Here is an 18,685-nt window from a genome sequence, read left to right on the forward strand (position 1 = left end):
AGGCATTGAGCGAAGAAAATACGTACGACTCAACGAGCATTAAAGTGCTGAAAGGCCTGGATGCCGTACGCAAACGTCCCGGTATGTACATTGGTGATACCGACGATGGCAGCGGTCTGCACCACATGGTGTTCGAGGTGGTCGATAACTCGATCGACGAAGCGCTCGCCGGCTACTGCGACGACATCAGCATCATCATCCACCCGGATGAGTCCATCACCGTTCGCGACAACGGCCGTGGCATCCCGGTAGACGTACACAAAGAAGAAGGCGTTTCGGCAGCCGAGGTCATCATGACCGTGCTGCACGCCGGCGGTAAATTCGACGACAACTCCTACAAGGTTTCCGGCGGTCTGCACGGTGTGGGTGTGTCGGTCGTTAACGCCCTGTCGGAAGAGCTGGTCCTGACCGTTCGCCGTAGTGGCAAGATCTGGGAACAGACTTACGTCCACGGTGTTCCGCAAGAGCCGATGAAAATCGTTGGCGACTCCGAAACCACCGGTACGCAGATCCACTTCAAGGCTTCCAGCGAAACCTTCAAGAACATCCACTTCAGCTGGGACATCCTGGCCAAGCGGATTCGTGAACTGTCCTTCCTCAACTCCGGTGTCGGCATCGTCCTCAAGGACGAGCGCAGCGGCAAGGAAGAGCTGTTCAAGTACGAAGGCGGCCTGCGTGCGTTCGTTGAATACTTGAACACCAACAAGACTCCGGTCAACCAGGTGTTCCACTTCAACATCCAGCGTGAAGACGGCATCGGCGTGGAAATCGCCCTGCAGTGGAACGACAGCTTCAACGAGAACCTGTTGTGCTTCACCAACAACATTCCTCAGCGCGACGGCGGTACTCACCTGGTGGGTTTCCGTTCCGCACTGACGCGTAACCTGAACACCTATATCGAAGCAGAAGGCCTGGCGAAGAAGCACAAGGTCGCCACTACCGGTGACGATGCCCGTGAAGGTCTGACCGCGATCATTTCGGTGAAGGTACCCGATCCGAAGTTCAGCTCCCAGACCAAAGACAAGCTGGTTTCTTCCGAAGTGAAGACCGCGGTCGAACAGGAAATGGGCAAGTACTTCTCCGACTTCCTGTTGGAAAACCCGAACGAAGCCAAGCTGGTTGTCGGCAAGATGATCGACGCGGCCCGTGCCCGTGAAGCAGCGCGCAAGGCCCGTGAGATGACCCGCCGCAAAGGCGCGCTGGACATCGCCGGCCTGCCGGGCAAACTGGCGGACTGCCAGGAAAAGGACCCTGCCCTGTCCGAACTGTACCTCGTGGAAGGTGACTCCGCGGGCGGCTCTGCCAAGCAGGGACGTAACCGCAGGACCCAGGCGATTCTGCCCCTCAAGGGTAAGATCCTGAACGTCGAGAAGGCACGCTTCGACAAGATGATCTCTTCCCAGGAAGTAGGCACCTTGATCACTGCGCTCGGCTGCGGCATCGGTCGCGAAGAGTACAACATCGACAAGCTGCGCTATCACAACATCATCATCATGACCGATGCTGACGTCGACGGTTCGCACATCCGTACCTTGCTGTTGACCTTCTTCTTCCGTCAGTTGCCGGAGCTGATCGAGCGTGGCTACATCTACATCGCCCAGCCGCCGCTGTACAAAGTGAAGAAAGGCAAGCAAGAGCAATACATCAAAGACGACGACGCCATGGAAGAGTACATGACGCAGTCGGCCCTGGAAGATGCGAGCCTGCACCTGAACGAGGAAGCACCGGGTATCTCCGGTGAAGCCCTTGAGCGTCTGGTGAATGACTTCCGTCTGGTCATGAAGACCCTCAAGCGTCTGTCGCGCCTGTACCCACAGGAACTGACAGAACACTTCATCTACCTGCCGGCGGTCAGCATGGATCAACTGTCCGATCACGCAGCGATGCAGGATTGGCTGGCCCAGTACGAAGTGCGTCTGCGCACCGTCGAGAAGTCGGGCCTGGTCTACAAGGCCAGCCTGCGTGAGGACCGTGAGCGTAACGTCTGGCTGCCAGAGGTCGAACTGATCTCCCACGGCCTGTCGAACTACGTCACCTTCAACCGCGACTTCTTCGGCAGCAACGACTACAAGACCGTGGTTTCCCTGGGCGCTCAACTGAGCACCTTGCTGGACGACGGCGCGTACATCCAGCGTGGCGAGCGCAAGAAGCAGGTCACCGAGTTCAAGGAAGCCCTTGAGTGGTTGATGGCCGAAAGCACCAAGCGCCACACCATCCAGCGATACAAAGGACTGGGCGAGATGAACCCGGATCAGCTGTGGGAAACCACCATGGACCCGGGCTCGCGCCGCATGCTCAAAGTGACCATCGAAGACGCCATTGGCGCGGACCAGATCTTCAACACCCTGATGGGTGATGCGGTCGAACCTCGTCGTGACTTCATCGAGAGCAACGCCCTGGCGGTGTCCAACCTGGACTTCTGATTCCGGTCGCCCCGCCATACAAAAGGCCAACGCTCATGCGTTGGCCTTTTTATTTGTTGAGGTCAAAAGATCGCAGCCTTCGGCAGCTCCTACAGGCAGAAATCGATATCCCTGTAGGAGCTGCCGAAGGCTGCGATCTTTTGATTTTTCCCCATCTACAGGCATAAAAAAACCGGCTATATCAGCCGGTTTTTTTACGTCCGAAAAAAACTTATGCACGTTTTTATGGGATTTATCATTCTAAGAAATATGTAAAAGAATCATAAAGTTACGTGCAAATAACAACGGTTTTAAAGGAAACGGTACACAGGTTATCCACAGAATCTCAGACAGTCACCTGATCGTTTGAAACCGGTGCTTGCGGAGCCGGGGGCAGTGAGCCCATTTCCCGTTGCATCTGCTCGTTCCACGCCTGGACCCGGTCGTTCAATTCTGCAATGGCTCGCGGTCCGGTGCCTTCGGCATACATCGGTGTGCCAATGATCACGGTGATGACGCCCTGCTTCTTCGCCCAACCGGTTTTCGGCCAGAACTTGCCGGCGTTGTGCGCAATCGGCAGTACGGGCAATTCGGCGTTGACCGCCAATGCACTGCCACCGCGTGAGAACTTTCCGATGGTGCCGTAAGGAACGCGCGTGCCTTCGGGGAAGATCAGCACCCAGACATTGTCCTTGAGCAACTCATCGCCCTTCTGCGCTACATGCTTGAGTGCGGCTTTCGGGTTGTCGCGATCGATGGCGATCGGTCGCAGCATGGCCATGGCCCAACCGAAAAACGGCACATAGAGCAATTCACGTTTGAGCACCTGGCTCAGCGGTGAGAAGTAGGCAGAGAGAAAGAACGTCTCCCAGGTGCTCTGGTGGTTCGACTGAATGACGCAAGGCCGTTCAGGGACGTTCTCGGCACCCTTCACTTCGTAGCGGATACCCAGAAACACTTTGCTCAGCCACAAGGCGCAGCGGCACCAGTACACGTTGATGAAGCGATAGCGTGTCTTGAACGGCAGAAACGGCGCGATAAAAAAGCTCAGGCTGCACCACAGCAAGGAGCTGGTGCCCAGCAGCAGGTAAAAGAGGAATGTTCTGATGGCCTGCAGTATCGACATGGTGACGTTTACCAATGCGGGCAATGCCCGTCTATATAAAGCGCACTTCCCTTTCATCCTTTGTCAGGAACAATCGAAGCGCACCACTTATTAACGGCAGTTGTGGATAAGTTCTGCGGCAATCGCCGCCAGATCGTCAAAAATCAAGGTGCCTGCTGGAAGGGTCTTGCCCAAAGTCTTTTCGCCTTTTCCGGTTTTTACCAAAACTGGCTGTGAATCGACGGCTTTAGCGGCTTCCAGGTCACCAAGGCTATCGCCGACGAACCATAGATCAGTCAGCGACACGTTGTAATGTGCGGCGATGTTTTTCAACATCCCGGGTTTCGGCTTGCGGCAATCGCAGCCTTCGTCCGGCCCGTGGGGGCAGTAGACGATCAGGCCGACTTCACCACCCTGCTCCGCCACCAGCGCGCGCAAGCGCTCGTGCATGGCATCCAGGGTGGCGAGGTCGTAGTAGCCGCGAGCGATGCCCGACTGGTTGGTAGCGACGGCTACCGTCCAGCCGGCCTTGCTCAACTGCGCGATGGCTTCGATCGAACCGGGGAGTGGAATCCACTCCTCCACCGACTTGATGTAAGCGTCGGAGTCGTAATTGATCACTCCGTCCCGATCGAGAATCAGCAGTTTCAAACAGTCTTACCCCAGCAACGAAATATCGGCGACGCCGAGGAACAACCCACGCAGACGCGCCAGCAACGCATAACGGTTGGCGCGGACTTTGGCGTCCTCTGCATTGACCATCACGGCTTCGAAGAACGCATCCACCGGCTCGCGCAATGCAGCCAGGCGTGCCAAGGATTCGCTGTACTGACGCGAGGCGGCCATTGGCTGTACAGCCTGGTCAGCCTGCTGGATCGCCGAATACAGGGAGAACTCGTTGGCATTGTCGAAGTACTTGGCTTCCACGACGGTAGGCACCGAACCTTCGACCTTGCTCAGCAGGTTCGACACACGCTTGTTCACCGCGGCCAGGGCAGCGGCTTCCGGCAATTTGCGGAAGGCCTCTACCGCTTGCACGCGCTGGTCGAAGTCCAGGGCCGAGCCTGGCTTCAGGGCACGTACCGACAGGTAGGTCGCGACGTCGACGCCTTCGTCTTCGTAACGAGCACGCAGACGGTCGAAGATGAATTCCAGCACCGAGTCGTTGAGGCCGGAAGCCTTGACCTTGGTACCGAACGCATCCACGGCGAAGGCCACGGCCTCGGTCAGGTCCAGGTCCAGTTGTTTCTCGATCAGGATGCGCAACACGCCCAGTGCCGCACGGCGCAGGGCATACGGATCCTTGCTACCGGTCGGCAGCATGCCGATGCCGAAAATACCGACCAGCGTATCGAGCTTGTCGGCGATGGCCACGGCCGCACCGGTCAGGGTGGACGGCAGTTCAGCGCCGGCACCGCGCGGCATGTACTGCTCGTTCAGGGCCAGTGCGACATCTTCCGGCTCGCCATCGTTGAGGGCGTAGTAGTAACCGGCGACACCTTGCATCTCCGGGAACTCACCGACCATTTCGGTCGACAGGTCGCACTTCGACAGCAGGCCGGCACGAGCGGCCCATGCGGCGTTGCCGCCGATGCGCTGAGCGATGAACGCAGCCAGTTTGGATACGCGCTCGGCCTTGTCGTAGACGCTGCCGAGTTTTTCCTGGAAGACCACGTTCTGCAGGCGCAGGTTGAAGTCTTCGAGCTTCTGCTTCTTGTCTTGCTTGAAGAAGAACTCGGCGTCGGTCAGGCGTGGGCGAACCACTTTCTCGTTACCGGCGATGATCTGCTGCGGGTCTTTACTTTCGATGTTGGCCACGGTGATGAAACGTGGCAGCAACTTGCCGTCGGCATCCAGCAGGCAGAAGTACTTCTGGTTGTCCTGCATGGTGGTGATCAGGGCTTCTTGCGGCACGTCGAGGAAGCGTTCCTCGAACGAGCACACCAGCGGCACCGGCCATTCAACCAGCGCGGTCACTTCATCGAGCAGGGCCGGTGGAACGATTGCCGTGCCTTCCTGACGGGTGGCCAGCTCTTCGGTGCGCTTGCTGATGATCTCGCGACGCTCGTTGGCATCTGCCAGCACGTAGGCGGCACGCAGGTCGGCCAGGTAGCTGGACGGCGAACCGATACGCACGCTTTCCGGGTGATGGAAGCGGTGACCACGGGAATCGCGACCGGCTTTCTGGGCGAGGATGGTGCAGTCGATGACCTGGTCACCGAGCAGCATCACCAGCCATTGGGTCGGACGCACGAACTCTTCCTTGCGCGCACCCCAACGCATGCGTTTCGGGATCGGCAGGTCGTTCAGCGAATCTTCGACGATGGTCGGCAGCAGGCTCGCGGTCGGCTTGCCGGCGATGCTCTGGCTGTAGCGCAGTTTCGGGCCGCTCTGATCGATTTCGCTCAGCTCGACGCCGCACTTCTTGGCGAAACCCAGGGCTGCCTGGGTCGGGTTGCCTTCGGCATCGAATGCAGCCTGACGTGGCGGGCCATCGAGGTTGATGCTGCGATCCGGCTGCTGGGTGGCCAGCGAGGTGATCAGCACAGCCAGGCGGCGTGGCGCGGCATAAACGGTTTTGGTCTCGTAGTTCAGGCCGGCAGCTTGCAGGCCCTTGTCGATACCGGCAAGAAACGCCTCGGCCAGGGTATTCAGGGCCTTGGGTGGCAGTTCTTCAGTGCCCAGTTCAACCAGAAAATCCAGAGCACTCATTGTGCAGCCTCCAGCTTGGCCAGTACTTCGTCACGCAGGTCCGGGGTTGCCATCGGGAAGCCCAGCTTGGCGCGAGCCAGCAGGTAGGCTTGCGCAACGGAGCGCGCCAGGGTGCGTACACGCAGGATGTATTGCTGACGCGCGGTCACGGAAATTGCCCGGCGCGCATCCAGCAGGTTGAAGGTATGGGAAGCCTTCAACACCATTTCGTAGCTCGGCAACGGCAGCGGCTGGTCGAGCTCGATCAGGCGCTTGGCTTCGCTTTCGTAGAAATCGAACAGTTCGAACAGCTTGTCGACGTTGGCGTGTTCGAAGTTGTAGGTCGATTGCTCCACTTCGTTCTGGTGGAACACGTCGCCGTAGGTCACTTTACCGAACGGACCGTCAGCCCAGACCAGGTCGTAGACCGAGTCCACGCCTTGCAGGTACATGGCCAGACGCTCGAGGCCGTAGGTGATCTCGCCGGTCACCGGGTAGCACTCGATGCCGCCCGCTTGCTGGAAGTAGGTGAACTGGGTCACTTCCATGCCGTTGAGCCAGACTTCCCAGCCCAGACCCCAGGCGCCGAGGGTCGGCGATTCCCAGTTGTCTTCGACGAAGCGGATGTCGTGGACCAGCGGGTCCAGGCCGACATGCTTGAGGGAGCCCAGGTACAGTTCCTGGAAGTTGTCCGGGTTCGGCTTCAGGACCACCTGGAACTGGTAGTAGTGCTGCAGACGGTTCGGGTTTTCGCCGTAGCGGCCGTCAGTCGGACGGCGGCTTGGCTGCACGTAGGCGGCGTTCCAGGTTTCCGGGCCAATGGCGCGCAGGAATGTAGCAGTGTGGAAAGTGCCGGCGCCTACTTCCATATCGTAGGGCTGAAGTACCACACAACCTTGCTCGGCCCAGTATTGCTGGAGGGCGAGGATCAAGTCTTGGAAGGTACGCACGGCTGGCGTAGGCTGGCTCACGAAATTCACCTGTTTCTTGGGCTGCGATTTAAAGAGCGGGAGTATACCCGATTCATTGCTGCGCACGCCCCCTGGAGCCTTATGCCACGCTGCTTTTGGTGTTCCGAAGATCCGCTGTACATGGCTTATCACGATCAGGAGTGGGGCACGCCGCTACGCGATGCGCAGGGATTGTTCGAGTTGCTTTTGCTCGAAGGGTTCCAGGCCGGGCTTTCCTGGATCACTGTGCTGCGCAAACGCGAGCATTATCGTCAGGTGATGTTTGGTTTTGATGTCCAGCGCGTGGCGCAGATGAGCGATGCCGAAATCGACGAGTTGATGCTCGATCCGGGCATCATCCGCAATCGCCTCAAGCTCAACGCGGCCCGGCGCAATGCCCAGGCCTGGCTGGCGCTGGAGGACCCGGTGGCGTTTCTCTGGTCGTTCGTCGGTGGCACGCCGGTGATCAATCATTTCAAGGACCGCAGCGAAGTCCCGGCCGTGACGCCGACCGCCGTGGAAATGAGCAAAGGCCTGAAAAAAGCCGGTTTCACCTTCGTCGGACCGACCATTTGCTACGCGCTGATGCAGGCCTCGGGCATGGTCATGGATCACACTCGGGACTGCGACCGCTACGCGCAGTTGGCGAACGGCGGTTAGAATGGCCGCCTCGCGCACAGCACAAGATCAGGAGTGACCTGTGGATAAGTTGAAAGGCGCCTTGCTGGTAGGCGCTCTGCGGCTGTTTGCCCTGCTTCCATGGCGGGCCGTGCAGGCCGTGGGCTCGGCGATTGGCTGGGTCATGTGGAAAACCCCGAACCGTTCCCGCGACGTGGTACGGATCAACCTGTCCAAGTGTTTCCCGGACATGGACCCCGCCGCGCGTGAACGTTTAGTCGGACAGAGCCTGAAAGACATCGGCAAGTCCCTGACCGAAAGCGCCTGCGCCTGGATCTGGCCGGCCCAGCGCTCCATCGACCTGGTGCGCGAGGTCGAAGGCCTCGACATTTTGAAGGACGCCCTCGCCTCCGGCAAAGGCGTGGTTGGCATCACCAGCCATCTGGGCAATTGGGAAGTGCTCAATCACTTCTATTGCAGCCAGTGCAAACCGATCATTTTCTACCGCCCGCCAAAATTGAAGGCGGTGGACGAGTTGCTGCAAAAGCAACGGGTGCAACTGGGTAACAAAGTCGCCGCTTCCACCAAGGAAGGCATCCTCAGCGTCATCAAGGAAGTGCGCAAAGGTGGTGCAGTGGGCATTCCTGCTGACCCGGAACCGGCCGAATCCGCCGGGATCTTCGTGCCGTTCTTCGCCACCCAGGCACTGACCAGCAAATTCGTACCCAACATGCTCGCCGGCGGCAAAGCGGTCGGCGTGTTCCTGCATGCGCTGCGTCTGCCCGACGGTTCAGGCTACAAAGTGATCCTCGAAGCCGCGCCGGAGGCCATGTACAGCACCGATACGGCGGAATCCTGTGCGGCCATGAGTAAAGTGGTCGAGCGTTATGTTGGCGCTTACCCGAGCCAGTACATGTGGAGCATGAAGCGCTTCAAGAAGCGGCCACCGGGTGAAGAGCGCTGGTATTGATTCAATTGGCATGATCTGTGGATAACCCCGAATTCGGGGTTATCCACAACCGTTCATCAAAGGGCGCAGAAGATGTCCGACCATCGCAAGTCATTCCGCATCAAGATCAGTCACGAAAATATCGGCGAATGCCTGGGCCAGACGCGCAATCTGTCGACCACCGGGGTGTACGTCAAGCATCCGAAACTGTCGTCGTTGCCCCGGGGCGCGGTGGTCTACGGGCAGGTGCAAGACTTACCCACAGGCGCACCGCGGGTACGCATGGAAGTGGTGTTGGTGGATGCCGAAGGGATTGGCTTGCGCTATCTCTGAGCGGTGCGATCCAGCTTTTTCAGAAACACCGTCATTTCCTTTTCTGCCTGCTTGTCGCCATGGTTGCGAGCGGCTTCCAGGCCTTGTTCCCAGGCCTGACGCGCGGCGGCAAAGTCCGCCAGCGCCAGATGGGCCTTGCCCAGCAGTTTCCACGCCGCCGAATACTTCGGATCGAATTCGACGCAGCGCTGAAAATGCTCCACCGCCTTGGCGTTCTCCCCCAGATCCAGATAACCCTTGCCCAGGCCGAAGCGCAGCAATGAGTTATCCACACCCTTGGCGAGCATTTTTTCCAGGGATTCGATCATCGGTGGATTCCTTTGAGTGTTGAAAGCGAGGATCAAAAGATCGCAGCCTTGCAGCTCCTACATGGATCGGTGTAGGAGCTGCCGAAGGCTGCGATCTTGGCGATGTTGGATCAGAAGAAGCTCAGCCCCACATGGAACAGCTTCTCCACATCGCGAATATGTTTTTTATCCACAAGGAACAGAATCACATGGTCGCCCGCTTCGATCACGGTGTCATCGTGGGCGATGATCACTTCTTCGTCGCGGATAATCGCACCGATGGTGGTGCCCGGCGGCAGGCCGATATTCTCGATGGCCTTGCCGATCACTTTGCTGGATTTCGCATCGCCATGGGCAATCGCCTCGATGGCTTCCGCCGCGCCACGGCGCAGCGAGTGCACGCTGACGATGTCGCCCCGGCGCACGTGGGCCAGCAAGGTGCCGATGGTCGCCAGTTGCGGGCTGATGGCGATGTCGATGTCGCCGCCCTGGATCAGATCGACATAGGCCGGGTTGTTGATGATGGTCATCACCTTCTTCGCACCGAGGCGCTTGGCCAGCAGCGACGACATGATGTTGGCTTCGTCGTCGTTGGTCAGGGCGAGGAACAGGTCGGCGTCGGCGATGTTCTCCTCCAGCAGTAGGTCGCGGTCCGAGGCGCTGCCCTGCAACACCACGGTGCTGTCGAGGTGGTCCGAGAGGTGACGGCAGCGTGCCGGATTCATCTCGATGATCTTTACCTGATAACGGCTTTCGATGGCCTCGGCCAGACGCTCGCCGATCTGCCCGCCACCGGCGATGACAATGCGTTTATAGGTTTCGTCGAGACGGCGCATTTCGCTCATGACCGCGCGAATGTTCGCTTTGGCGGCGATGAAAAACACCTCGTCGTCGGCCTCGATCACGGTATCGCCCTGGGGCAGGATCGGCCGGTCGCGGCGGAAAATGGCGGCCACGCGGGTTTCGACGTTTGGCATGTGTTCACGCAACTGTCGCAGTTGCTGACCCACCAGCGGCCCGCCGTAATAGGCGCGAACCGCGACCAGTTGCGCCTTGCCGTCGGCGAAGTCGATCACCTGCAAGGCACCCGGATGCTGGATCAGACGCTTGATGTAGTTGGTGACCACTTGTTCCGGGCTGATCAGCACGTCCACCGGAATCGCTTCGTTCTGGAACAACTGCTCTTCGCGGGTCAGGTACGCAGCCTCACGAACCCGGGCAATCTTGGTCGGGGTGTGGAACAGGGTATGGGCGACCTGGCAGGCGACCATGTTGGTTTCGTCGCTGTTGGTCACGGCGACCAGCATGTCGGCGTCGTCGGCGCCAGCCTGGCGCAGCACGGTCGGAAACGAACCGCGGCCCTGCACCGTGCGGATGTCCAGGCGGTCGCCAAGGTCGCGCAGGCGTTCGCCATCGGTGTCGACCACGGTGATGTCATTGGCTTCGCTGGCCAGGTGTTCTGCCAGCGAACCGCCGACCTGCCCTGCGCCGAGGATGATGATTTTCATCCAGTCACTCCATTGAATCCGTTTAACCGCGCGCGGCGGCGATCTTGATCAGCTTGGCGTAGTAGAACCCGTCGTGGCCGCCTTCCTGGGCGAGCAACTGGCGACCATGGGGCTGCTTGATGCCGGCCGTCGTGGCGAGGTCCAGTTCACGGGCGCCCGGCGTGCGGGCGAGGAACGCTTCGATAACTTCGGTGTTCTCGGTCGGCAGCGTCGAGCAGGTGGCGTATAGCAGAATGCCGCCGACTTCCAGGGTGTTCCACATGGCGTCGAGCAGCTCGCCTTGCAGCAGAGCCAGCGCGGCGATGTCGTCGGGCTGGCGGGTCAGCTTGATGTCCGGATGACGACGGATCACGCCCGTCGCCGAGCATGGTGCGTCCAGCAGGATGCGTTGGAACGGCTTGCCGTCCCACCACGCCTGCGTGTCGCGGCCGTCGGCGGCAATCAGTTCGGCGCTCAGTTTCAGGCGTTCGAGGTTTTCCCGCACTCGCACCAGACGCTTGGCTTCCAGGTCTACCGCCACCACCCCGGCCAGTTTTGGCTCGGCTTCGAGAATATGGCAGGTCTTGCCGCCGGGTGCGCAGCAGGCGTCCAGTACCCGTTGGCCCGGTGCCAGGTCGAGCAGATCAGCGGCCAGTTGTGCCGCTTCGTCCTGCACGCTGATCCAGCCCTCGGCGAAACCCGGCAGGCTGCGCACGTCGGCGGCGGCTTCGAGCACGATACCGTCACGGCTGTAGACACAAGGTGTGGCGGCGATACCGGCGTCGATCAGCAAACCGAGGTAGGCATCCCGGCTGTGATGGCGACGGTTGACCCGCAGGATCATTGGCGGATGCGCGTTGTTGGCGGCGCAGATGGCTTCCCATTGCTCTGGCCAGAACGCCTTCAGGGATTTCTGCAGCCAGCGTGGGTGGGCCGTGCGCACCACCGGATCGCGTTCCAGTTCGGCGAAAATCGTTTCGCTTTCGCGCTGAGCGTTACGCAGGACAGCGTTGAGCAAGGCCTTGGCCCATGGCTTTTTCAACTTGTCGGCGCAACCGACCGTCTCGCCAATCGCGGCATGGGCCGGGACGCGGGTGTAGAGCAACTGATAGAGGCCGACCAGCAGCAGCGCCTCGACATCGGCATCGGCAGCCTTGAACGGCTTTTGCAGCAACTTGGCCGCCAGCGCCGACAACCGTGGCTGCCAGCGTGCGGTACCGAACGCCAGGTCCTGAGTGAAGCCGCGATCACGGTCCTCGACCTTGTCCAACTGCGTCGGCAGTGAACTGTTGAGCGAGGCTTTTCCGCTCAGGACAGCGGCAAGTGCCTTGGCGGCGGCCAGACGCGGATTCATTGAGCGTCCGCCGCTTGACCGAGGACCGTGCCGGTGGCGAATTTCTCACGGCGGCTGTTGAACAGGTCGCTGAAGCTCAGCGCCTTGCCGCCGGGCAATTGCAGACGGGTCAGGCACAAGGCCTGCTCGCCGCACGCGACGATCAGGCCATCCTTGCTGGCGCTGAGGATTTCACCGGGTGCACCTTTGCCTTCGGCCAGGTTTGCGGCCAGCACTTTCAGGGCTTCGCCATTCAAGGTGCTGTGGGTGATCGGCCACGGGTTGAAGGCACGCACCAGACGCTCCAGTTCAAGCGCCGGGCGACTCCAGTCGATGCGCGCTTCGTCCTTGTTCAATTTGTGCGCGTAGGTGGCCAGGCTGTCGTCCTGCACTTCGCCTTCCAGCGTACCCGCGGCGAGGCCGGCAATTGCCTGAACCACGGCCGGTGGACCCATCTCGGCCAGACGGTCGTGAAGGCTGCCGCCAGTGTCTTCGGCGCTGATCGGCGTGGTGACTTTAAGCAGCATCGGCCCGGTGTCGAGGCCGGCTTCCATGCGCATCACGGTCACGCCGCTTTCGGCATCACCTGCTTGCACGGCACGCTGGATCGGCGCCGCACCGCGCCAGCGCGGTAACAGCGAGGCGTGGCTGTTGATGCAACCCAGGCGCGGAATGTCCAGCACCACTTGCGGCAGGATCAGGCCGTAGGCGACCACCACCATCAAGTCCGGTTTCAGCGCGGCGAGTTCGGCTTGCGCGTCTTCGTTGCGCAGGGTTGGCGGTTGCAACACCGGGATGTTGTTCTCCAGCGCAAGCTGCTTGACCGGGCTCGGCATCAGTTTTTGCCCGCGACCGGCCGGACGATCCGGTTGGGTGTAGACCGCGACGATCTCGTAAGGGCTGCTCAGCAGGGCCTTGAGATGTTCGGCGGCGAATTCCGGGGTGCCGGCAAAGACAATGCGCAGTGGCTCAGTCATGGGTGACGTCTCTTGAAAAGAAAAAGGCTTGCCGCAGCAAGCCTTTGAAGATGGGCATCAGGCGTTCTGGCGATGAAGCTTTTCCAGTTTCTTCTTGATGCGGTCGCGTTTGAGCGTGGACAGGTAATCGACGAACAATTTGCCATTGAGGTGGTCGCATTCGTGCTGGATGCACACCGCGAGCAAATCTTCGGCAATCAGTTCGTAGGGCTTGCCGTCGCGGTCCAGTGCCTTGACCTTGACCCGTTGCGGGCGATCGACGTTTTCGTAGAAGCCCGGCACCGACAGGCAGCCTTCCTGGTACTGGCCCATGTCGTCGGTCAGCGGTTCGAGCTCGGGGTTGATGAACACTCGAGGCTCGGTGCGGTCTTCGGAGAGGTCCATCACGACGATACGTTTGTGCACGTTGACCTGGGTAGCGGCGAGGCCGATGCCAGGCGCTTCATACATTGTTTCAAACATGTCGTCGACCAACTGACGCACTTCGTCGTCCACTACGGCCACTGGCTTGGCGATAGTGCGCAGACGCGGATCAGGGAATTCGAGGATGTTTAAAATGGCCATAAGCTTGATCAGTGCACGTGTGAAGTAAGGTCGGGTCGATGGCCTGGCGGGTCCGAAGAAATGCAGGCTACCGTTGTAAAACGTAGCTCCCTTCTGTTGACAAGCAAGTTTTGACAAGCAAGCCGGGAGCGAGCCACTGACGGCTCTGGCGTTTCACGCGAATGCACATAATAAAGGGATTCACCGCATGAGGAAATCACTACTCGCCCTGCTGCTCCTGGCTTCGGCAGGCTGGGCGTACGGGCAGGTGCAACTTCGGGAAGATATTCCCACCATAAAGCTGTCGCCTCAGGTTCGCAGCAGCCCGGTGGCCGAGGTTATCCCCGGCATTGCGCTCAAATCGATCAACAGCTTTCTGCTGAGCAACCGCATCGTCGACAAGGCCGAGGATTTCACCAAGGCGCCTTACATTGTCGCTGGTGATACCGAACGGGTGCTCAGCGGCGCGGGTGACCGCATCTTTGCCCGCGGCCATTTCGATCCGGCGCAACCGGCGTACGGCATCTTCCGTCAAGGCAAGGTCTACACCGATCCGCAGAGCAAGGAAATCCTGGGGATCAACGCCGACGACATCGGCGGCGGCGATGTCGTGGCCATTGAAGGTGACGTCGCCACCCTGGAGTTGCAACGCACGACCCAGGAGGTCCGCCTCGGCGATCGCTTGTTCAGCGGTGAAGAGCACGCGATCAACTCGACCTTCACGCCCAGGGCACCGAGCCACGAAATCAACGGTCTGATCATCGATATTCCGCGCGGGGTCACGCAGATCGGCGAGTTGGACGTGGTTACCCTGAACAAGGGGCAGCGCGACGGTCTGGTCGAAGGCAATCTGCTGGCAGTGATGAAAACCGGCGAAACAGTACGGGACCGGATCACTGGCCAGCCATTGAAGATTCCCGATGAGCGCGCCGGTCTGCTGATGGTTTTCCGTACCTACGACAAACTCAGTTATGGGCTGGTGCTTAGCGCTTCGCGCTCGTTGTCGGTGATGGACAAGGTACGAAATCCGTAAGAGTGCTTCACAAGTTACCAACAGAGTTATCCACAGCTTATTCCCGTTTGTACGGGTGCTCATAACGATCAAGGATGATCCATGTCGCTGCCTGCCGTTACACCGGTTTCCCCCGCGGAACTGGAAGCTCGTTTACGTCTGCACCGTTTGCCGGAACTCGGCCCGGCGCGTTTCAAGAAATTGCTCGAAGCCTTCGGCTCGGCATCCAAAGCCCTCAGTGCACCTGCCAGCGCCTGGCGTGCGCTGGGTTTGCCACTGGCCTGTTCCGAGGCCAGGCGTAGCGCTGAGATCCGGGACGGCGCCAGCCATGCATTGGCCTGGCTGGAGCATCCGGCCCAGCATTTACTGATGTGGGACCAACCGGACTACCCGGCACTGCTGGCACAAATCAGCGATGCACCGCCGCTGTTATTTGTCGCCGGCGATCCCGGCATTCTGGAAAAACCACAACTGGCGATGGTCGGCAGCCGTCGTGCGTCCCGACCGGGGATGGACACCGCTGCCGCGTTTTCCCGCAGTCTGGCGGGTGCCGGTTTTGTCATTACCAGCGGCCTGGCCCTGGGCATTGACGCCGCCGCACATCAGGCCGCATTGGACGTTGGCGGGCAAACGGTCGGTGTGCTCGGCACGGGGCTCGAGAAGTTTTATCCACAGCGAAATAGACGCCTGGCGGACGCCATGATCGCCTCGGGCAGCGCGGTACTTTCGGAGTTCCCGCTGGATGCAGGCCCCAGCGCCGGCAACTTCCCTCGGCGCAACCGGATCATCAGTGGTTTGTCCCTCGGGGTGCTGGTGGTCGAAGCCAGTGTCGCCAGCGGATCACTGATTACCGCGAGGCTGGCAGCGGAACAGGGGCGCGAGGTGTTTGCGATGCCCGGGTCGATCCATCATCCCGGTGCCCGCGGCTGCCATCAGTTGATTCGCGACGGTGCGGTGCTGGTAGAAACCATCGAACATATCCTCGAAGCCTTGCGCGGCTGGCAACGACTGCCGTTATCCACAGAATCCTTTACCCCTGAAACGACTCACCCCCTGTTGAAGTTGCTGCATGCCGCACCTCTGACCAGTGAAGCGCTGGCCGACGCAAGCGGCTGGACCTTGCCGAAAGTGCTGGCGGCGTTGACCGAACTTGAAATGGACGGTCGCGCTATTTGCGAAAGCGGGCGCTGGTTTGCACGGGTGAGCTAGGTTTTATAAACAAGATCGGTAAACTGCGCAGAGCCTTATTCTGGAGAGTTTTTCATGGTCAACAGTTGGCGTGTGCAACAAGCCGCGCAAGCAATTCGCGCCGGGGCGGTGATTGCCTACCCAACCGAAGCAGTCTGGGGCCTGGGTTGCGACCCGTGGGACGAGGAGGCGGTGGAGCGTCTGCTGCTGATCAAGGGGCGGTCCGAGGATAAAGGGCTGATCCTGGTCGCGGACAACATCCGTCAGTTCGATTTCCTCTTCGATGACTTCCCCGAGTTGTGGATGGACCGCATGGCCAGTACCTGGCCAGGTCCGAACACCTGGCTGGTGCCGCACCAGAACCTGCTGCCGCAGTGGATTACCGGTGTGCATGAAACCGTGGCGCTGCGGGTCAGTGATCACCCACTGGTGCGGGACTTGTGCGCACTGGTCGGGCCGCTGGTGTCGACGTCGGCCAACCCGCAGGGACGCCCGGCGGCACGCACGCGGCTTCGCGTCGAGCAGTACTTCCGTGGGCAGTTGGATCTGGTACTGGGTGGCAATCTGGGCGGGCGCAAGAACCCGAGCGTGATTCGCGATCTGGCGACCGGCAAGGTTGTGCGCCCGGACTGAGACCGGATTGACCTCCTTCGCGAGCAAGCCCGCTCCCACACTGGATCTGTGAACGATACAGATCCAGTGTGGGAGCGGGCTTGCTCGCGAAGGGGCCCTACCAGTCAACTACCCATTCAGGGCAACAGAACCACCGAACCCGTCGTACGCCGTGCCGACAACTCGGTCTGCGCCTTCGCCGCGTCAGCCAGTGGAAAACGCTGACTGATGTCCACGGTCAGCTTGCCGCTGATGATCATCTCGAACAACTCGTCGGCCATGCGTTGCAGGTTCTCGGCGTTGTTCGCATAAGTGCCCAGGGTTGGCCGGGTCACGTACAGCGAGCCTTTCCCCGCCAGGATCCCCAGGTTCACGCCGTCGACCGCACCGGACGCATTGCCAAAACTCACCACCAGTCCACGCGGTGCGGCGCTGTCGAGTGATGTCAGCCAGGTGTCCTTGCCAACGCCGTCATACACCACCGGGACTTTTTTGCCGTCGGTCAATTCCAGCACGCGCTGGGCGACGTTTTCATGGCTGTAGTCGATGGTTGCCCAAGCGCCGTTGGCTTTGGCCAGTGCGGCTTTCTCGGGCGAACTGACCGTACCGATCAGCTTCACGCCCAAGGCCCTTGCCCACTGGCAGGCCAGTGAGCCTACCCCGCCGGCCGCGGCGTGGAACAGGATGGTTTCGCCACCTTTGAGCTCATAAGTCTGACGCAGCAGGTACTGCACGGTCAGGCCCTTGAGCATCACGCCAGCGGCCTGTTCGAAGCTGATGGCGTCCGGCAGTTTCACCAGATTGGCCTCGGGCAACACATGAACTTCGCTATAGGCGCCCAGAGGGCCGCTGCCATAGGCCACGCGATCGCCGATCTTGAAGCGGGTCACGTCGCTGCCGACCGCCTCGACCACGCCCGCACCCTCCGAGCCGAGGCCAGATGGCAGGGATGGCGGCGGGTACAGGCCGCTACGGTAATAGGTGTCGATGAAGTTCAGGCCGATGGCCTTGTTGGTCACGCGCACTTCCTTCGGACCTGGCTCGGCGGGTTGGTAATCCACATACTCGAGCACTTCGGGGCCACCATGGGCGCGGAACTGGATACGCTTTGCCATCGAAACTCTCCATAGGTCGTTTTACCAAGCGCCCTATCGGACTCCTAAGCTTGATTTTCGTCAACTGCGAAGGGGTAACTTGCGATGTTATGCTACGCGCCCATTTGCGCAGGCTGAGCTCCAATGGAGCGCCGCGTTGTTTTGCCCGATTCAAGGTGATGACATGACGACCCGCACCGAGGCCGTAAAAGCCTACCTGCTCGACCTGCAAGACCGTATCTGCGCCGCCCTGGAAGCCGAAGACGGTGGCACGCAATTCGTCGAAGACGCCTGGACCAGGCCGGCCGGCGGTGGCGGTCGCACCCGCGTGATTGAAAACGGCACGGTGATTGAAAAGGGTGGCGTGAACTTTTCCCACGTCTTCGGCAGCGGTCTCCCACCCTCAGCCAGCGCCCACCGGCCGGAGCTGGCGGGCCGTGGCTTTGAAGCCTTGGGCGTGTCGCTGGTGATTCACCCACACAACCCCCATGTGCCGACTTCCCACGCCAACGTGCGCTTTTTCATTGCTGAAAAAGAAGGTGAAGAACCGGTCTGGTGGTTTGGCGGCGGCTTCGACCTGACCCCGTATTACGGTAACGAGGAAGACTGCATCCACTGGCATCGCATCGCCGAGCAGGCCTGTGCACCGTTCGGCCCGGACGTCTACCCGCGTTACAAGGCCTGGTGCGACAGCTACTTCCACATCAAGCATCGTCACGAGCCGCGTGGCATCGGCGGGCTGTTTTTCGACGACCTGAACGAGTGGGATTTCGACACCAGCTTCGCCTTCATGCGCGCCATTGGCGACGCGTACATCGATGCCTACCTGCCGATCGTGCAGCGTCGCAAGAACGACGCGTTCACGGCCAAGCAGCGCGAGTTCCAGGAGTTCCGCCGTGGCCGCTACGTAGAATTCAATCTGGTCTACGACCGCGGCACGTTGTTCGGCCTGCAATCGGGCGGGCGTACCGAGTCGATCTTGATGTCGCTGCCACCGCAAGTGCGCTGGGGCTACGACTGGAAGGCCGAGCCTGGCAGCGAAGAAGCGCGACTGACCGAGTACTTCCTGCAGGACCGCGATTGGTTGGCCGAAGCTTGAACGAG

At 60.3% G+C, this 18,685-nt stretch carries 18 protein-coding genes; 8 read left to right on the plus strand and 10 right to left on the minus strand.

What is annotated here, in order from left to right; translation table 11 throughout:
• Positions 1 to 5 precede the first annotated feature (5 nt).
• On the plus strand, positions 6 to 2,423 hold the full coding sequence (gene gyrB, locus ACEN83_RS30275) for a DNA topoisomerase (ATP-hydrolyzing) subunit B (protein ID WP_007969881.1): 2,418 nt from the start codon (positions 6 to 8) through the stop codon (positions 2,421 to 2,423).
• 325 nt (positions 2,424 to 2,748) lie between these two features.
• On the opposite strand, the gene ACEN83_RS30280 is transcribed toward gyrB, so the two are convergent.
• The 4 genes from ACEN83_RS30280 to glyQ form a co-directional block, all read right to left on the minus strand.
• Positions 2,749 to 3,528 carry a lysophospholipid acyltransferase family protein gene (locus tag ACEN83_RS30280; RefSeq protein ID WP_495579134.1) on the minus strand — a complete coding sequence of 260 codons (780 nt, stop codon included), beginning with the start codon at positions 3,526 to 3,528 and terminating at the stop codon, positions 2,749 to 2,751.
• Positions 3,529 to 3,618: 90 nt separating this feature from the next.
• On the minus strand, positions 3,619 to 4,158 hold the full coding sequence (gene gmhB / locus ACEN83_RS30285; protein WP_007969879.1) for a D-glycero-beta-D-manno-heptose 1,7-bisphosphate 7-phosphatase: 540 nt from the start codon (positions 4,156 to 4,158) through the stop codon (positions 3,619 to 3,621).
• Positions 4,159 to 4,164: 6 nt separating this feature from the next.
• A complete protein-coding gene (glyS, locus tag ACEN83_RS30290; RefSeq protein WP_495579135.1) occupies positions 4,165 to 6,219 on the minus strand; it encodes a glycine--tRNA ligase subunit beta in 2,055 nt (684 codons plus the stop codon).
• Positions 6,216 to 7,169, minus strand: a complete 954-nt coding sequence (gene glyQ / locus ACEN83_RS30295; RefSeq protein ID WP_003187265.1) for a glycine--tRNA ligase subunit alpha — start codon at positions 7,167 to 7,169, stop codon at positions 6,216 to 6,218. The genes glyS and glyQ overlap by 4 nt, the downstream gene beginning before the upstream one ends.
• Before the next feature lie 81 nt (positions 7,170 to 7,250).
• Here glyQ and ACEN83_RS30300 point away from each other — a divergent pair, with 81 nt between their 5' ends.
• The 3 genes from ACEN83_RS30300 (at position 7,251) to ACEN83_RS30310 (ending at position 9,048) form a co-directional block, all read left to right on the plus strand.
• On the plus strand, positions 7,251 to 7,808 hold the full coding sequence (locus ACEN83_RS30300) for a DNA-3-methyladenine glycosylase I (protein WP_007985082.1): 558 nt from the start codon (positions 7,251 to 7,253) through the stop codon (positions 7,806 to 7,808).
• A 40-nt stretch (positions 7,809 to 7,848) separates the two neighbouring features.
• Positions 7,849 to 8,736, plus strand: coding sequence for a lysophospholipid acyltransferase (locus ACEN83_RS30305; protein WP_007969875.1), 888 nt, complete (start codon positions 7,849 to 7,851; stop codon positions 8,734 to 8,736).
• A gap of 72 nt (positions 8,737 to 8,808) precedes the next feature.
• The gene (locus tag ACEN83_RS30310; RefSeq protein WP_495579136.1) at positions 8,809 to 9,048 is read left to right on the plus strand and encodes a PilZ domain-containing protein; all 240 of its coding nucleotides are present in this window, start codon (positions 8,809 to 8,811) and stop codon (positions 9,046 to 9,048) included.
• Here ACEN83_RS30310 and ACEN83_RS30315 read toward each other — a convergent pair.
• The 5 genes from ACEN83_RS30315 to def form a co-directional block, all read right to left on the minus strand.
• Entirely contained in the window at positions 9,039 to 9,356 is a 318-nt protein-coding gene (locus ACEN83_RS30315; RefSeq protein WP_495579137.1) for a tetratricopeptide repeat protein, read from the minus strand. The genes ACEN83_RS30310 and ACEN83_RS30315 overlap by 10 nt on opposite strands.
• 110 nt (positions 9,357 to 9,466) lie before the next feature.
• Positions 9,467 to 10,843 carry a Trk system potassium transporter TrkA gene (trkA, locus tag ACEN83_RS30320; RefSeq protein WP_116579834.1) on the minus strand — a complete coding sequence of 459 codons (1,377 nt, stop codon included), beginning with the start codon at positions 10,841 to 10,843 and terminating at the stop codon, positions 9,467 to 9,469.
• Between the two features lie 22 nt (positions 10,844 to 10,865).
• Positions 10,866 to 12,176: a 16S rRNA (cytosine(967)-C(5))-methyltransferase RsmB gene (gene rsmB, locus ACEN83_RS30325; RefSeq protein ID WP_495579138.1), complete on the minus strand. Its 1,311-nt coding sequence runs from the start codon at positions 12,174 to 12,176 to the stop codon at positions 10,866 to 10,868.
• Positions 12,173 to 13,132 carry a methionyl-tRNA formyltransferase gene (fmt, locus tag ACEN83_RS30330; RefSeq protein ID WP_495579139.1) on the minus strand — a complete coding sequence of 320 codons (960 nt, stop codon included), beginning with the start codon at positions 13,130 to 13,132 and terminating at the stop codon, positions 12,173 to 12,175. Before fmt ends, rsmB begins: the two co-directional genes overlap by 4 nt.
• A 57-nt stretch (positions 13,133 to 13,189) precedes the next feature.
• On the minus strand, positions 13,190 to 13,696 hold the full coding sequence (gene def / locus ACEN83_RS30335; protein WP_007969867.1) for a peptide deformylase: 507 nt from the start codon (positions 13,694 to 13,696) through the stop codon (positions 13,190 to 13,192).
• A 187-nt stretch (positions 13,697 to 13,883) separates the two neighbouring features.
• Between def and ACEN83_RS30340 the strand changes: the two genes are divergently transcribed.
• From ACEN83_RS30340 to tsaC, 3 genes are all read left to right on the plus strand, one after another.
• A complete protein-coding gene (locus ACEN83_RS30340) occupies positions 13,884 to 14,708 on the plus strand; it encodes a peptidoglycan-binding protein (RefSeq protein WP_495579140.1) in 825 nt (274 codons plus the stop codon).
• Positions 14,709 to 14,789: 81 nt separating this feature from the next.
• The gene (gene dprA / locus ACEN83_RS30345) at positions 14,790 to 15,896 is read left to right on the plus strand and encodes a DNA-processing protein DprA (protein ID WP_476199464.1); all 1,107 of its coding nucleotides are present in this window, start codon (positions 14,790 to 14,792) and stop codon (positions 15,894 to 15,896) included.
• 54 nt (positions 15,897 to 15,950) lie between these two features.
• Complete coding sequence (tsaC, locus tag ACEN83_RS30350) at positions 15,951 to 16,508, plus strand: L-threonylcarbamoyladenylate synthase type 1 TsaC (protein ID WP_007969864.1); 558 nt, start codon at positions 15,951 to 15,953, stop codon at positions 16,506 to 16,508.
• Positions 16,509 to 16,624: 116 nt separating this feature from the next.
• Here the strand turns inward: tsaC and ACEN83_RS30355 are convergent, their stop codons facing one another.
• Complete coding sequence (locus ACEN83_RS30355; RefSeq protein WP_007969863.1) at positions 16,625 to 17,602, minus strand: NADPH:quinone reductase; 978 nt, start codon at positions 17,600 to 17,602, stop codon at positions 16,625 to 16,627.
• Between the two features lie 163 nt (positions 17,603 to 17,765).
• Between ACEN83_RS30355 and hemF the strand changes: the two genes are divergently transcribed.
• Positions 17,766 to 18,680 (plus strand): oxygen-dependent coproporphyrinogen oxidase, encoded by a 915-nt coding sequence (gene hemF, locus ACEN83_RS30360; protein WP_015092863.1) that lies wholly within the window; start codon positions 17,766 to 17,768, stop codon positions 18,678 to 18,680.
• Positions 18,681 to 18,685: the final 5 nt, after the last annotated feature.

It is taken from the genome of Pseudomonas sp. Pseusp49 (assembly GCF_059491875.1).